Origin of the sequence: Enterococcus sp. DIV0755f, assembly GCF_051713725.1 — a bacterium.
Lineage (GTDB): Bacteria > Bacillota > Bacilli > Lactobacillales > Enterococcaceae > Enterococcus_D > Enterococcus_D casseliflavus.
Map to the genome: position 1 here is coordinate 2,496,804 of NZ_JBIOQL010000001.1, position 15,201 is coordinate 2,512,004.

At 43.3% G+C, this 15,201-nt stretch carries 15 protein-coding genes; 3 read left to right on the forward strand and 12 right to left on the reverse strand.

Annotated features, from left to right (window positions below; all coding sequences use genetic code 11):
* Nucleotides 1-2: 2 nt before the first annotated feature.
* Entirely contained in the window at nucleotides 3-341 is a 339-nt protein-coding gene (locus IGI73_RS11490; RefSeq protein WP_005228897.1) for a putative DNA-binding protein, read from the reverse strand.
* Nucleotides 331-804, reverse strand: coding sequence for a DUF523 domain-containing protein (locus tag IGI73_RS11495; protein ID WP_016608717.1), 474 nt, complete (start codon nucleotides 802-804; stop codon nucleotides 331-333). Before IGI73_RS11495 ends, IGI73_RS11490 begins: the two co-directional genes overlap by 11 nt.
* A 150-nt stretch (nucleotides 805-954) precedes the next feature.
* Between IGI73_RS11495 and IGI73_RS11500 the strand changes: the two genes are divergently transcribed.
* Entirely contained in the window at nucleotides 955-1,662 is a 708-nt protein-coding gene (locus IGI73_RS11500; protein WP_005228895.1) for a response regulator transcription factor, read from the forward strand.
* Nucleotides 1,659-3,395, forward strand: a complete 1,737-nt coding sequence (gene pnpS / locus IGI73_RS11505) for a two-component system histidine kinase PnpS (RefSeq protein ID WP_428206562.1) — start codon at nucleotides 1,659-1,661, stop codon at nucleotides 3,393-3,395. Before IGI73_RS11500 ends, pnpS begins: the two co-directional genes overlap by 4 nt.
* 147 nt (nucleotides 3,396-3,542) lie before the next feature.
* Here pnpS and IGI73_RS11510 read toward each other — a convergent pair whose 3' ends face one another.
* Nucleotides 3,543-4,451: a phosphate ABC transporter substrate-binding protein PstS family protein gene (locus IGI73_RS11510; RefSeq protein ID WP_428206563.1), complete on the reverse strand. Its 909-nt coding sequence runs from the start codon at nucleotides 4,449-4,451 to the stop codon at nucleotides 3,543-3,545.
* 194 nt (nucleotides 4,452-4,645) lie between these two features.
* Nucleotides 4,646-5,815: a pyridoxal phosphate-dependent aminotransferase gene (locus IGI73_RS11515; RefSeq protein WP_081116389.1), complete on the reverse strand. Its 1,170-nt coding sequence runs from the start codon at nucleotides 5,813-5,815 to the stop codon at nucleotides 4,646-4,648.
* Between the two features lie 178 nt (nucleotides 5,816-5,993).
* Here IGI73_RS11515 and IGI73_RS11520 point away from each other — a divergent pair, with 178 nt between their 5' ends.
* The gene (locus IGI73_RS11520) at nucleotides 5,994-6,713 is read left to right on the forward strand and encodes a DUF2087 domain-containing protein (protein WP_016619828.1); all 720 of its coding nucleotides are present in this window, start codon (nucleotides 5,994-5,996) and stop codon (nucleotides 6,711-6,713) included.
* A 163-nt stretch (nucleotides 6,714-6,876) separates the two neighbouring features.
* Here IGI73_RS11520 and IGI73_RS11525 read toward each other — a convergent pair whose 3' ends face one another.
* The 8 genes from IGI73_RS11525 to map form a co-directional block, all read right to left on the reverse strand.
* Nucleotides 6,877-7,404, reverse strand: coding sequence for a hypothetical protein (locus tag IGI73_RS11525; protein ID WP_010749742.1), 528 nt, complete (start codon nucleotides 7,402-7,404; stop codon nucleotides 6,877-6,879).
* A gap of 101 nt (nucleotides 7,405-7,505) precedes the next feature.
* Nucleotides 7,506-9,908 carry a heavy metal translocating P-type ATPase gene (locus IGI73_RS11530; protein WP_428206564.1) on the reverse strand — a complete coding sequence of 801 codons (2,403 nt, stop codon included), beginning with the start codon at nucleotides 9,906-9,908 and terminating at the stop codon, nucleotides 7,506-7,508.
* A 126-nt stretch (nucleotides 9,909-10,034) separates the two neighbouring features.
* The gene (gene copZ / locus IGI73_RS11535) at nucleotides 10,035-10,244 is read right to left on the reverse strand and encodes a copper chaperone CopZ (RefSeq protein WP_005228873.1); all 210 of its coding nucleotides are present in this window, start codon (nucleotides 10,242-10,244) and stop codon (nucleotides 10,035-10,037) included.
* 37 nt (nucleotides 10,245-10,281) lie between these two features.
* Entirely contained in the window at nucleotides 10,282-10,728 is a 447-nt protein-coding gene (locus IGI73_RS11540; RefSeq protein ID WP_008377382.1) for a CopY/TcrY family copper transport repressor, read from the reverse strand.
* Nucleotides 10,729-10,869: 141 nt separating this feature from the next.
* Nucleotides 10,870-11,856 (reverse strand): aldose epimerase family protein, encoded by a 987-nt coding sequence (locus IGI73_RS11545; RefSeq protein ID WP_428206565.1) that lies wholly within the window; start codon nucleotides 11,854-11,856, stop codon nucleotides 10,870-10,872.
* Between the two features lie 281 nt (nucleotides 11,857-12,137).
* Nucleotides 12,138-13,358: a glycosyltransferase family 4 protein gene (locus IGI73_RS11550; RefSeq protein ID WP_015510147.1), complete on the reverse strand. Its 1,221-nt coding sequence runs from the start codon at nucleotides 13,356-13,358 to the stop codon at nucleotides 12,138-12,140.
* Nucleotides 13,359-13,377: 19 nt separating this feature from the next.
* Nucleotides 13,378-14,301, reverse strand: coding sequence for a YihY/virulence factor BrkB family protein (locus IGI73_RS11555; RefSeq protein WP_005228865.1), 924 nt, complete (start codon nucleotides 14,299-14,301; stop codon nucleotides 13,378-13,380).
* Between the two features lie 80 nt (nucleotides 14,302-14,381).
* Nucleotides 14,382-15,146 carry a type I methionyl aminopeptidase gene (gene map / locus IGI73_RS11560; RefSeq protein ID WP_005228863.1) on the reverse strand — a complete coding sequence of 255 codons (765 nt, stop codon included), beginning with the start codon at nucleotides 15,144-15,146 and terminating at the stop codon, nucleotides 14,382-14,384.
* Nucleotides 15,147-15,201: the final 55 nt, after the last annotated feature.

A 15,201-nucleotide genomic window follows, 5' to 3' on the forward strand; every position in this document is an offset into this window, starting at 1 on the left:
CTTTATTCTTCAATTTCTTGGAGCTGTTGAATAAACCCCTGTAAGGTTTCGTCTTTTGGATAGTGGGTTTTCGTATACTCGCTTAGCTGATCCAGCAAGTCTTCCCGCATGATATAATCCGAAAACATATGTAGTTTTTTTTCATAGTCTTCTAAAATACGTTCGGTGCGTTTGATGTTGTCATAGACTGCTTGACGGCTAACTTGATACTCTTCAGCGATTTCTCCTAGAGAAAAATCATCTGCGTAATACAATTCCATGTAATTCATCTGTTTTTCCGTCAATAACGTGGAATAAAACTCAAACAACGCATTCATGCGATTGGTCTTTTCAATTTCCATTTGCTTCCTCCTGTTTTGCAAGCCATTCGACATCAGACAAAACAGTCATGCCTTGTTGTCGAAAATAGGCACAAGCGACACCGACCCCTGTTTTTTTGATTCCAGAAAAATTGCCATCATAAATCGTCTGACTGCCACAAGAGGGACTTTTCTCTTTTAAGATCAGTTGGGTGATGCCTTGCTCTTGTAATTTTTGATAAGCAATTTTCGCGCCTTTAGTAAATTGTTCCGTCACGTCTTCTCCTGAAATGGTGACGACCTTCGCTCGTTGCGCCCAAACATCCACCCCATCGCCACCGACGATTTCGGCCGGTTCGCGTGGAATCGGCAAGCCGCCAAGAACTTCTGGACAGACCATCATTGCTTGACCCGCACGAACAAGTTCGATCAATTGTGGTACTGCTTGATGTTTTCCATCGTAGCGGCAAAGGGCACCGCCTAGACACGCACTGATTCCAATCATTTAGCACCCTCAGCTTTCCTATGAAATCGTCCTTTATTATAGCATTTATTTAGTGGTTGCAATAGTACCAATTGTCTATTCATGCTAAAATAGGACTTGTTCGTTGAAATTTAATCGTTTCTTGAAAAAAAGAAACGAAAGGAGTCTATCATGAAAAAAATACTCGTTGTCGATGATGAACCTTCAATCGTCACACTTTTAACCTTTAATTTAGAAAAAGAGGGCTACCAAGTCGTTTCCGCCTCAGATGGTCAAAAAGCCTTCGACTTGGCGTTGTCAAAACCTTTTGACTTTATCATCTTGGATGTCATGCTGCCGAATTTGGACGGCATCGAAATCACAAAGAAATTACGGCAAGAAAAAATCGAGACACCGATCCTCGTCTTGACCGCAAAAGATGATCCGATCGACCGGATTTTGGGTTTAGAGATCGGGGCTGACGACTACTTGACGAAACCCTTCAGCCCTCGAGAAGTATTGGCTCGAATGAAGGCCATCTTCCGTCGCTTAGAACCTCGTCAACAAGCACGAGAAGAAGATCAACCTGCAGAAATCTTGCAAATTGGCGGAATCCAAGCCGATCTGACCAATTTCCAGGTCAGTGTGGATGGGGAGAAAATCTTCCTGACCCCGAAAGAGTTCGAGCTGCTGGTTTACTTTATGAAACGTAAAGGCCGCGTGATCGATCGCGATACCTTACTCAATCGTATTTGGAATTTTGACTTTGATGGACAAAGTCGCATCGTGGATGTTCACATCAGTCATTTAAGAGAAAAATTGGAAGCTGATCCCAAGCGTCCAGAATACTTGGTGACCGTTCGAGGATTTGGGTATAAATTTCAGGAGCCGACCCAATGAAAAAACGCTATGGCTATGGTTTATGGTCAATCGGTCTATTGCTGATTTTTTTCCTGTGTTGGCAAGTTCTAAGCAGTTTTTACCGTCAGCAAGTCATCGCCCAGCAAGTGGATTTTCTGCAAGAGAAAGCCGCTGTGTTTTTGAATCTCTCAGATAACCAAACCGCAACGCTCGAACAATTTGCCGATGCCTATGTTCAAGACAGCAATAGCCGTATCACTTTGTTAGATGATCAAGGCCAAATCATTTTCGATACTTATGATCATACCCTCCATGAAAACCGCTCCGATCGTCCAGAGGTTCAAGCCGTTTTGCGCGGAAGCGCCGTTGGTCAATCGTTGCGGGAAAGCGACACCTTGCATGAAGAATTGCTTTACGTGGCGATTCCTGTCAAAGAAGATGGAAACTTAACTCAAATCTTGCGGATCGCAGAACCGACTGCTGCTTTTTTTGCGAAAAACCAAGGAATCAAGCAATCGATCTTGATTGTCTATCTTGTCTTTTGTTTCTTGATCAGCCTGCTGATTTTTCACACGCTGCGTCAGCGGAATCGTCCAATCCAAACGATTCTGCCCGTCGTAAAAAAAATGATCACCTCGCCCGATCAACAAGCAATCATTATGCAAGAAACCCCTGAACATGACGAGTTGTATCAACTGATCAATCAGCTGAGCGAACAAATGAGCCAGACCTATCGTGCCTATGCGGCATCTGAACAACAGCTGTACGGCTTGCTCAGTGAACTGATGATCGGTGTCTTTATCATTAATGAAGAAAATCAACTGCTGCTGTTGAATCCGACGATGCAAGAACAGTTGGGGATGGAAAATGCGCCAACCTTGCCGCAGCCCTTCACTGAAGTGATTCATGACACACAACTGATCCAATTGATCTATCAATTTAACGACGAGACCCCTATTTTCCATGCGGAAACCACCCTTAGCGGAGAACGTTCAAAAGTCTTGGATGTTACCTTGCGAAGCTTCCAAGAAAACCAGTTGATTGGTATTTCTTATGACTTGACGCGCATCCGACAATTAGAAAAAATGCAAAAAGATTTTGTCGGCAATGTTTCCCATGAATTAAAAACGCCGGTAACTTCCTTGATTGGGTTTACCGAAACACTGCTGGACGGCGCCAAAGAAGACCCAGAAACATTGCAGACCTTTTTAGAGATCATTCAAAAAGATGCTTATCGCTTGAAAAATCTAATACAAGATATCATCCAACTGTCTCAAGACAGTGATTCTTTCCAGTATGTCGACCAACCGATCAACTTTTCTGAGCTGCTGCAACAAGTCGTTCAAACCTATGATCCCGCAGCTGCTAAGAAGCAATTGACCTTTCAATTTGAAGGACCCGAACCCTTCATTTTATCTACCAAAAAAGAGCTGCTGCAGCCCATCGTAAAAAATCTGGTAGAAAATGCTGTCACCTATTCAAAACCTGGTGGTGTCATCACATTATCCTATTCAGAGCAAGACGACCAGCTGTTATTTCAAGTGCAGGATCAAGGCATCGGCATCGATGAAGAAGATCAGGAACGGATTTTTGAGCGGTTTTATCGGGTGGACAAAGCCCGCGCCCGCAATTCTGGCGGCACTGGACTTGGGCTGGCTATCGTTAAAGACTATACCAAATTATTAGGTGGCAGCATCAAGGTTGACAGTTTCCCCAAAATTGGTTCTACCTTTACGGTGACTTTGCCGCTTCATGAAAAAGATGATTATTGATAAAAAACAGCCGATAACAGGTGAATAATTGTTATCGGCTGTTTTTGTAGTTGTTTTTCATTACCAAATGAAGCACCAGCCAATAGCATCTTCTTGATGCTTTAAACACAAAAAAAGAAGGAGCATTCTCCTTCTTCGGTCATTTCACTATTCAACATTCGTTACTTCGCCGTCTACACTGCGTTCTACTTTCATATCAGTGATTGGCAAGTAACCTAATTCGATAACGATTCCTTGTTGGACATCGTCTGTCATGATGTAATCAAGAAAGGCTTTGACGTTTGCATCTGGCTCGCCGTTCGTGTACATATGCTCGTAAGACCAGATTGGCCATTTGTTATCTGCAATATTTTCAGGAGTCGCTTCTACCCCATCAAGAGATAGCGCTTGGATCGAATCGTCCAAATAGGATAAAGCAAGGTAGCTGATTGCTCCTGGTGTTTCAGCAACGATTTTACGGACTGTTCCAGAAGAATCTTGCTCTTGTGTTTGGATCGTCTCTGCACCATCTAAGCCCCATTTTTCAAAGGTCGCTCTCGTACCGCTGCCTGATGCGCGGTTGATTACAGAGATTTCTTGATCTGCTCCGCCTAGTTCAGACCAATTCTTCACTTTGCCTGTAAAAATATCGATCAATTCTTGTTGGCTAAGGTCCGTAACGCCTGCGTCTTTATTTACCACTGGTGCCATACCAACTACGGCTACTTTATGGTCAACTAATTTGCTAGCATCCACACCATCTTTTTCATCCGCAAACACATCGGAATTGCCGATCGTCACCGCGCCTGTTTCTACTTGACTTAAGCCAGTTCCGCTGCCGCCACCTTGAACCGTAATTGTATAATTGGGATTGTCTGCTGAGAAGCTTTCACCTGCTGCTTCAACCAAGGGTTGCAATGCCGTTGAGCCCACAGCTAAAATTTCTACATTTTCATTTGATGCGGCACCTGATGAAGATCCGCCTGATGCTTGACTGCTCTCAGTGCTTGCGCCACCGCTCCCACAGCCAGCTAATAATAATCCAGTTGCAAAAAATAAAAGTCCCAATTTTTTCATTTAGTAAATCTCCTTTCGTTATATGCTTAGTTTAGCAAGGCGGTGTAAACCCTTGATGGATTTCATGTAAAGAATCGATAAAGCGATGTAAATCTTTTGTAAAGTTCGTCGATTGCCTAAAAAAGCCCCCGCTGCATCCTTCAGAGGGGGCTTACTTTATCTAACACTTATGAACTAAAGAAACGTTTGTAGAATCAATTGCTTTGCATATAGCGTGTCAAGCGATCCATCGCTTCCACCAAGTTTTCCATACTTGCCGCATAGCTTAAACGAACATAGCCTTCTGCTTCGGGACCAAAGGCGATCCCAGGAATGATTGCTAATTGATTCTTTTCGGCTAAGTCGACACAAAAAGCCATGGAATCTTGGTTGAAACCTGCTGGTATTTTGGCAAAAATGTAGAATGCACCAGATGGCTTCGCCATTTCAAAACCAAGGGCAGTCATCTTTTCAAACAGGTAATCTCTGCGTTCACGGTAATCGGCTTTCATGACTTCTGCATCGTTGATGCCTTCGATCAATGCCCGCACTGCGGCTTTTTGAGAAATCGTTGATGCCGCGGTCACTAAGTATTGGTGGACCTTAATGATCTGAGCAGTCAACGCTGCTGGTGCAAAAATGAAGCCGACGCGCCAACCAGTCATCGCGTGTGATTTCGACAAGCCGTTGATTACAATCGTTTGATCCCGCAAGTATTCAGCAATGGATACGTGGGTTTCATCATAAGTCAACTCACTATAAATTTCATCGCTAATAACAAAAACGGGGTATTTTTCTAAAACTTCTGCCAATGCTTTGACTTGTTCTCGAGTATAAACGACCCCTGTTGGATTGCTAGGATAATTTAAAATGACTGCCTTGACTTGCTCCCCATGTTCTTTTAAGGCTGCTTCCAAAACTTCTGGCGCTAAAACAAAGTCATTATCCGTCGTATCAAGATAAATCGGTTTGGCATGAGCTAAATGGATGACTGGTTCATAGCCTGGATAAATTGGTGCTGGTAGAATCACTTTATCACCAGGTTCTAACGTGGCTAATAAAGAAGCTGAGATTGCTTCCGTTGCACCGATCGTCACTAATACTTCTGATTGAAAGTCGTAATCAAGCTGATATTTATTTTTCAAAAAGAGACTGGCTGCTTGCCGAACATCTGCTAAGCCTGCCATTCCAGAATAGTGGCTGAAATTTTGTTCGATTGCTTGGACACCCGATTTTTTCACGTGCTCCGGTGTGTTGAAATCCGGCTCGCCTAACGTTAACTTTAAAATATCAGGAATTGAAGAAACCCGTTCATCAAATTTACGAATCAATGAAACAGCTATATTGTACACTTCGTGATTGAAGCGTTGGCTTACGTCTGCCATAGTATCACTCCTTTGAATTAAGCAAATTCATTCGCTATTGTTGTTAATCCTAACACAAAAAGGCGACGATTTTAAGCAACGGATGAAATTTATCTACTAACGATAAATTCGTTTGTTTATTTACAAACGAAATCAACTTATGTTAGTATATATCTAAACAATAAAAGGAGAACCCAAAATGAAACCTTATCAAGAGTTTACCATTTCTGATTATCAGCAAGGATATGTCGCAACACCAACGGATTATTGTTGCGTCTTTTGTCAGGAGACCTTCGACAAAGAAGAAATCTATCCCGTTGATGGCGCCTTTTTTACAGCAAAAAAACGAATGGTGCAGCATATCACTGAGCATCACGGAACCGTTTTGACCGCATTGTTGGCTTTACCCAAAGAACAAACAGGCCTATCAGAAAGCCAGCAGGAGATTTTACAACTGTTTGCCCAAGATGTTAGCGATACTGTGATTGCCCAGCGCTTAGGTATCTCTTCTTCGACTGTCAGGAATCATCGCTTTAAACTAAAAGAAAAACAGCGACAAGCGACTGTTTTTTTAAGTATCATGTCCTTGTTGCAAGATACCCCGTTGCTGCCGCCTCACAAAGGGGCGACGATGCTTGATGATCGCTATGCCATTACGGCTAGTGAAAGAGAAAAGATCATTGCTACTTATTTTGATGAAACGGGGTTTATCAAACAGTTTCCCAGCAAAGAAAAGCGCAAGATCGTTGTCTTGAGTGTACTGGCACAAAAATTTGATCCGAAGAAAAATTATTCAGAAGCTGCCGTCAACGATGTATTAAAGCAAGCGATCACCGATTACGTCACTGTCCGACGTTATTTGATCGAATACGGATTTATGCAACGGACGAAAGACGGGAAAACTTACTGGCTGACTTAAAACCTAGTCTGTAACTGGCTGGAACTTTTGTTGGTTGGATGAGCAATATCTTTCACAGTTTTAAAAAAATTAATAAGCTCCAGTATTTTATAGAAAAAAAGACAAAGTACGAACACATCCGTACTTTGTCTACCGTCTGAAACGCTGGGACAAGTTCCAGCGTTTATTTTTCTTTTAGAAAGATTTTTTTGATGATCAATTTATCAAATAATTGCGTTTGATTGTCTTGTTCTCCAATGACTTCAGCGGTCACCGATTTACCATCTTGTTTTTTACGTAGCTGGTAAACGATCTTGCCTGTTTCTTTCAATTCATTCACCATGTCAACGACACCGCCAAAACCAGTTTTACGAGTGATGAACCCTAACGCCACCATTCGCTCATCTAAATTTTTTGCCGAGATGCTCGCACCGGTGATCAGCGCTTGCCGCATGATTTGTAAGAACTCCTCTAGCCCTGCCACTGGCGGCTGTTCGGGTTCTTCTTCCATCATCGGTCGCTGACGCAAATAATCTAATTCCTGCAATAACGTTTCATACTGCTCTTGTGTCAACATGACCCCCGCCACTTTTTCACGATTGAATACATATACTGCTGTTCCTGCTTCTCGCGCTTGATTAAATACATCCATCGGAGATTTTTTTACTTCAGTAATTGAAGTAGTGGGAACATCCAATTTCTTCAGTTCCATAATCAACGTCCTCCTTGTCTCAACGAACACATTATAGCATAAATCCAGAAGCAGATTATAGAGGTATTTCACTGCTCCTAGGAAAAGAAACAAAAAAGCGGCTAATCGCCGCTTTTTTCGATTGATAAGGTCATTGCATTGATGGCAACGATGATCGTGCTCATAGACATCAAGACAGCTCCGACTGCTGGGTTCAAAATGATCCCGATCGGTGCGAGGACGCCAGCTGCCAAAGGAATGGCAAAAATATTGTATCCTGCGCCCCACCAGAGATTTTGAATCATCTTGCGTCTTGTTTTTTTCGCCAAAGTCAAGAAGTGCAAGATGTCTTGAGGTTCGCTATTCGTCAAAACGACATCGGCTGAATCGATCGCTACATCGGTACCCGCTCCGATCGCAATCCCGATCGTCGCTCTTGCAAGACTTGGGGCGTCATTGATCCCATCGCCTACCATTACGACGCGCTTGCCCTCTTTGACATAGTCACTGACTAGACGTTCTTTATCGTCTGGCAACATTGCCGCATGGAAGGCTTCGATTCCTAGGTAATCGGCTACGGCTTGCGCCGCTTCTTGGTTGTCTCCAGTAGCCATAACTGGTGTGATGCCTAAGTCTTTCACTTTTTGAATAAATTGACTCGCTTCTGGTTTCACCTTATCCCCTAATGCGACGATTCCTTCCACTTTTCCGTCATGAACCAAATAGCTGATGGTATTGCCCTGTTCTTGATAATTTTCCAAGGAGTTCCCTTGATACTGAATGGCTAATTGCTCCAATCCTTTTTGATTGACGATCAACCACTTCTGTCCATCGATCACGCCTTCCAGACCAATCCCTGTCCTTGTTTGAACATCAGTCGCCTTTTTGGCTGTGATGTTTTCCTTTTCAGCTTGGGCTAAAATACCTTCTGCGATCGGATGATTGGCGGTTTTCTCAAGACCTGCTAGGTAAGCTAGTACTTCTGATGCAGAAAGACTGCCTGTCGCCTCGATGCCAGTTACGGTAAACGTTCCTTCTGTTAACGTACCGGTCTTATCGAGGATCAGATAATCAACATGATGCGCATTCTCCAGTGCGTTGCGATTTTTTAAGAGCAAGCCATTTTTGGCAGCGATCGATGTCGAGCGAGCAACCACGAGGGGAATCGCTAGCCCTAACGCATGGGGACAGGCAATGACGAATACCGTGACCATTCGATCAAGAGCAGTCGGTAGGTCAGCAACAAACAGCCATACAGCAAATGCCAAGACACCAGCAACTAACGCAATATAAAACAGCCATTTTGCCACTTTGTCCGAAAGTGCTTCTAAGCGGGATTTATCTGCTTGGGCTTTTCTCACCATTTCCATGACTTTCGCTAAGTAGCTGTCTTCCCCAGTTCCTGTGACTTCCATCGTGATGGTACCATTGCCGTTGACAGATCCTCCAATGACAGTACTGCCGACGGTTTTAGGTACCCGTCTGGATTCACCAGTCACTGCCGACTCATCGATTGTTGTTTCTCCTTCAAGGATCGTTCCGTCGGTAGGAATCTTATCTCCTGAGCGAACGATCAACTGTGTTTTGTTGGTCACTTCTTCTAATGAAATCTGTTCTTCTGATCCATCCGCATTTTTCCGAATCACTTCTTTTGGCAATAGTTCTGCTAATTTCTGTAATGCATTGCCAGCATTAGAAACGGCATTCATCTCGATCCAATGGCCCAACAACATGATCACGATCAAAGTCGCTAGTTCCCAGAAGAAATCCATTACATGAGGAACAGCAAGAAAATGATTGGCGATAAATGCGTAAAGACTATAAAAATAAGAAACCGTGATCCCCATAGCAATCAACGTCATCATGGCTGGGCTTTTTTGTTTCAATTCCATTTTCGCACCACTTAAAAACGGCTGCCCTCCATAGAAAAACAGGATCGTTCCTAAAAGCAATACGACCCAATCTGAGCCAGGAAACGTGAACTGAAAGGGCAATTCGATGCCCATCATTGGTGATAAAATGACGATTGGAATCGCCAAAACCAAGGATAGCCAAAACTTTTGCTTAAAATTTCCCATATGCATACTATGATCCATGCCACCCATTCCATGATCCATATGACTATGATCCATACCAGATATCTCATGATTCATGTGACTATGATTCATACCAGACATCTCATGGTCCTTATGGCCGTGATCCATGCCAGACATCTCATGGCCCTTGTGGCCGTGATCCATGCCAGATATCTCATGGCCCTTATGGCTATAGTCCATGCTGGACACTTCATGATCCATAGGACCATGGTTACTATCGGAGCTTTCATGCTCCTGCTGTTTTGATGTCGCCTTGTGATGATCCATCCCATTCATCTCATGGCTAGGCTCAGGGACTTCTGTCACTTGTGATTGCGCATGTTGCTCTTTTCCCTGTGTACCATTATCCCGCTCATTCAAAGCAGGTTCATGCCTATGATGGCTTGACGTCTGACTATTACTTGCGGAAGACGTTTTTTTCTGATTCATCCTAGTATTCCCCTTCCTATTTCACTGAATGTGCGTACAGTCTTGCTCCTTCATACAAAAGCTTCAAGCGGCTGAACACTTTTCATTTGTTTTGATTTTTCCTTTTCACTTTAGCAATTCCATTGCTTACTCAAATACCCCTTGATAACCCGCTTCGGTGACCGCATTGACTAAGGCTGTTTCTGTCACTTGCGACTCGTCAAACTTGACTGTTCCGCGAGCTTTTTTCAAGTCCACTTTGGCTTTTTTCACACCCGGTACTTCACTAAGCGCTTTTTCAACTTTTGCGGCACAATGGGCACAATTCATTCCGCTGATTTGCATGTTTTTTTTCATTACGATTCCTCATTTCTTTTAACAGTTCGTTGGCTACTTATTTTGTTGCATGGGTTTTGCATTGGCACTGACCAGGAATACAATTACATGAGATCGCTGCTACTGGCACTTTTTGGTCGACTGCTGCTTGGAGCATCGCCAAATCTTCTGCCGTCAATGCTGCTTCTTGGATCATTTCTGCTAATGTCTGCCCAACTTTTTTGGCACAAATATGAGAAAAAAGATTCTCAGCTGCGCTGCGAACGGTTGCTTCTTCGGAAACAAGCGGCGAATAAACAAATTTTTTTCCTTGGCTTTCTGTTTTCAATACGCCTTTTTTGACGAGTCGTCCTAAAAGCGTCTTGACCGTTGCTGCTTTCCAATTTTTATTTTCGCTCAATAAAGCGGTGATCTCTTTCGCGTCGGATTGTCCTAATGTCCAGATCACACGCATGACTTCCCATTCAGAATCGCTAATTTTGATTGGTTCGACCACAGATTGCATTTGTCCACTTCCTTTCATAAGTGATTCACATTTTTAAGTTTACATCTGTAATCGTATTTTGTCAAAAAAAAGCATCGCCAAACTTTCTGCGTTTTGACAATGCTTTTTTCTATTTCATTAAAAATGATTTGGTTCCTATGCTTAAAAGTGGACCTGATACGTCGTCACAGAGTGGAAGGGTTCTTCTGGACGCAACACGATCTCACCAAAGTGGGTAAATTTCTCAGAGCCAGGAACACCTTGTGTTTCGATCGCCATCCCGCCATGATTGACAAAAGGACCAGTCTTCATTGGTGCGCCAGCTTCTCCCTCACCCGTTGTGTAAATAACAACGGCAGGACGGTCAGTAGTTACAGTCAGCTGCACTTTTTGATCGGGACTGGTTACTTTTAGATCCCACTCTTGTGTATGGTCTAATAAGAACGGATCATCCAACATCGTCGTTCCCATCGGGCGTTCTTGTCTAAAATCAAACTTTGTGCCTGCGACAGGCGTTTTTTCACCGGTCGTCGTCACATCGTCATTCGTTTCAGCCACATGTTCGGCATTGATTTGAACCAAGTGGTCATCGATCGGCTGTTGGGTATCACCTGTCAAATTGAAATAACCGTGGTTCGTTGGGTTAAATAAAGTCGCTTTGTCTGTGTTGGCATCGTAAGCAAGCATTAGTTCATTGTCATTCGTCAACGTATAGGTGACTTGATAACGAACATTTCCAGGAAACCCGCCATCGCCATCTTGCCGTGTGGTAGTAAAAATCACCCCAGCTTTGTCTGCTTCTTCAAAGGTTTCAGTGATCCATGTATCAGTATCCAGCCCCTTTGAACCGCCATGAAGCGTATTGCCGCCATCATTGTCTTCCGTTTGGTATTCTTGTCCGTCGATCTCAAAGCGAGTACCTGCGATCCTTCCCGCCACAGGGCCGATCGTTGCGCCATAATAACGTGCTTGGCGATGTCCTTCGATCGTGTCATAACCGACCACGATGTCGCGACCTTCTTCTACTGGAACGACCCAATCCAATAAGCGTGCGCCTTCAGGACTTAGCCTTACGATGGTACCGCTATCATTGGAAAGCTCATAAATTGTTCCCATTTTTTCTGACGTCAGTTGTTTCACATTTGGCATTCGTTCATATCCTTCTTTCTTTGATTAGTCTGCTGCTCTTTTTAAGTATAGACGTTTAGGGCTAGATCCGTCAATTCAAGACGGAAGAATTCGACAGGAAATAATGTTTGTCTGACCATTTTCAAACAAACAAAAAGCGGCAAGCATCGCCAACGGATTGATCGAATCATCGACAGCTGATCGTAAGAGAACGCGCTAGAAGAAGCACTGACTCCTCCTGACCTTCAACGATCACTCGTATTCATCTCACCTGTTGGACACCTTTGCCGCAACTGTATCGTTTATTTTTTGTGTTTTGCTTGGTAATGTTTTCTCTTTCGTCGCTTTTCCTTGATTTGAGAAGCGCTAGCAGCTAAATCTTCGCTTTCCTCTTCTTGCTTGTCTTTTCTCTTTTCCGCTCGCGCCTTCAAGACTTTTTGCCTGAATCGACGGTTTCCAAGAAACTTCAGCGCGCACATGAGTGGTTGACGATTTTCTCCCACCAAACCAATCAACTCGATAAACAATTCGATGCCAAAACCTGTACTAATGATCAGCAAGATGATTGCGGTGTTACTGGCATAATTCATCAATAATGCAATAAATGAAAAAACCATCGCCAAGGCATAGATCGTCAAGACCGTGCCACGGTGGGTAAACCCTAATGAAAGTAAGCGATGATGCAAGTGCATCTTATCTGCTGAAGAGATCTTTTGTTTATTGAATTTTCTACGAATCATCGCATAGACGGTATCGGTAATGGGTACCCCTAAAATCAACATTGGGGTGATCACTGTAATGAAGGTCGCATTTTTTAAGCCTTGCAACGATAGGACGGAAATCATGAAACCTAGAAAAAGTGCCCCAGTATCGCCTAAAAAAATCGTGGCTGGATAAAAATTGTAAGGAAAGAAGCCTACGATCGCGGCAATCAATGTAAAAATCACCATCGGTACTTCAACGGAGTTTGGTAAAAAGAAGTAACTAATGATCCCAATCGTTGTCAGACTGATAATGGAGACCCCACTCGCTAGACCATCTAAACCGTCAATCAAGTTGACCGCATTCGTGATCGCCAAAATCCATAGGATCGTCATAGGTAAGCCTAACCAGCCCAAGTCAAAAACCCCGAGATAAGGGATCGAAACCGTGCTGATTTTGATACCAGCAACAAAATAGATCTCCAAAGCCGCTAACGTCAAACCCAGTGTTTTTTGCAGGGGCGTCAACTCAAAGATATCATCCAATAATCCAGTAACTACGACGATGGCTGCACCTAAAAGCATCGGCCAGACATAGTCAAAAGGAATCATTGCACGGAATTCCCAAAGCAATGCAAAAGAGAACGAAAGAAAAATACTCAGTCCCCCTGCGGTCGGCATTGTCTTGGTGTTGATTCGGCGATCTCCTGGTCGATCGACTGCGCCGATCTTAAAAGAGATCAATTTAATGATCGGTGTTAGGATTAAAGACACGATCATTGTTATAAATAAGCGCATTACAAATTTGAATGCAAAATCCATCGTTTATTCTCGCTTTCCGTTATTTCTCTTTATTGGTAAATGTATCTTCGATTTTCGAAGAAATCCGCTGAACAGGATCTGTTCGTTCTTTGATCTCTTGTCCCGACACATATTCTTCTACCACTGCGTTGATGATTCCACCCAAGATAATAATCGTCGCAGCAAGATTCAACCAGATCATTAAAACAATAAAACTTCCAATAATTTGATAGCCAATGATTTTCGCAGCAAAGTAACGGGCGTATAAGCCAAACACTTGTGACAGCAACATCCAGCCAATCGTTGCAAAGATCGCCCCTGGCAAAGTCGAACGCAACTTGACCTTTGCATTCGGCACTAACCAATAGATCAGCATCATGATAAACAGCAAAGCAACGATCGTGACTGGCCATTTGACTGTTTGGAACGTATCGATCAGATTGTCTTGAAACTTAAAAATCGGCTGCAAAAAATCAAGAATGATTTTTCCAAGCCCAAATACCATCGTAACACCAACGATCGCAATCATAAAGAGCAGGATGATCACAAATGATACTGCGCGCACCACGATAAAATTGGAACGTTGGTCCACACCGAAGGCTTTGTTCATCGCAATTTGCAAGGCATTGATACTTTGACTCGCAGACCACAACGCAGCCAAGGCGGAAATCGATAACAACCCGCCAGAGCTTGTGGTGAGGAGGTTTTCGATCGCTGGTCCGATAAAGTCATAGATTTGACTAGGGATCAATTCTTGTACATAAGATAAAACCGTGTTCGGATCAATCGATAAATAAGGCAACAGATTTCCCAGCGCAATCATTAACGGGAAAAGTGAAAGCAATAAATAGTAGGCGACGACGACCGATGTGGTCCCCATCTCTGAATCCGTTATTCTATTTTGCGTTGTTTCAATGAAACGCATCAGCTTTTGATTGCTTTTTACTTTATCAACGATTTTCATGTTTCTTCCTCCGCCAGCGAATCATCTGCCTTTTTTTTCTTTGTCATACGTAACAATCAGAAGTCTCCTACCGCCAAAATTTAGTAGGTTCCTTCTTCTCCTTGAGAAGTCAAAATGCGTGGCCCTTCTTTGGTGATCGCCAAACTATGTTCGTATTGGCAACTTAAGCCACCATCTAGAGTATAGGCGGTCCAGCCGTTAGGATCCATTTTCATTTTCCACGTCCCTGTATTGATCATAGGTTCGATGGTAATAACCATTCCTTCTTTTAAACGTAACCCTTTGCCGGCTTCTCCGTAGTGAGGAATCATCGGACTTTCATGGATCGTTGGACCAATGCCGTGTCCAACGAAATCGCGCACGACACCGTAGCCTTCTTTTTCCGCATAGGTTTGAATGGCATGACCGATGTCACCGATTCGGTTGCCAACTTGGGCTTGTTCGATTCCTAGATACAACGCTTTTTTGGTTACTTCCATTAAACGATCGATCTCAGGCGTCGAGTTTCCTACCACATAACTCCAGCAAGAATCAGAAATGGCGCCTTTTAAATCAATACACATATCAACTTTGATCAGATCGCCATCTTTCAATGGTTTTTTTCGGGGGAACCCGTGACAAATCTCATCGTTGATACTGCAGCAAGTGGCATATTTGTAATCTTCAAAACCAATTTGGGCGGCAATTCCGCCATGGCTTTCAATATAATCTCTGACAAACACTTCGATATCCCAACTGGTGATACCAGGTTTGATGAAGCTGCGTAATTGTTTGTGGACATCTGCTAACAGCGCGCCGGATTCGGCCATGCGGTCTATTTCTCTGGCAGATTTTAATGTAATCATGTTCTCGTCTCCCTTAATTAAATTCCTCTTATTTTACCATAGAAATCCCTTATTT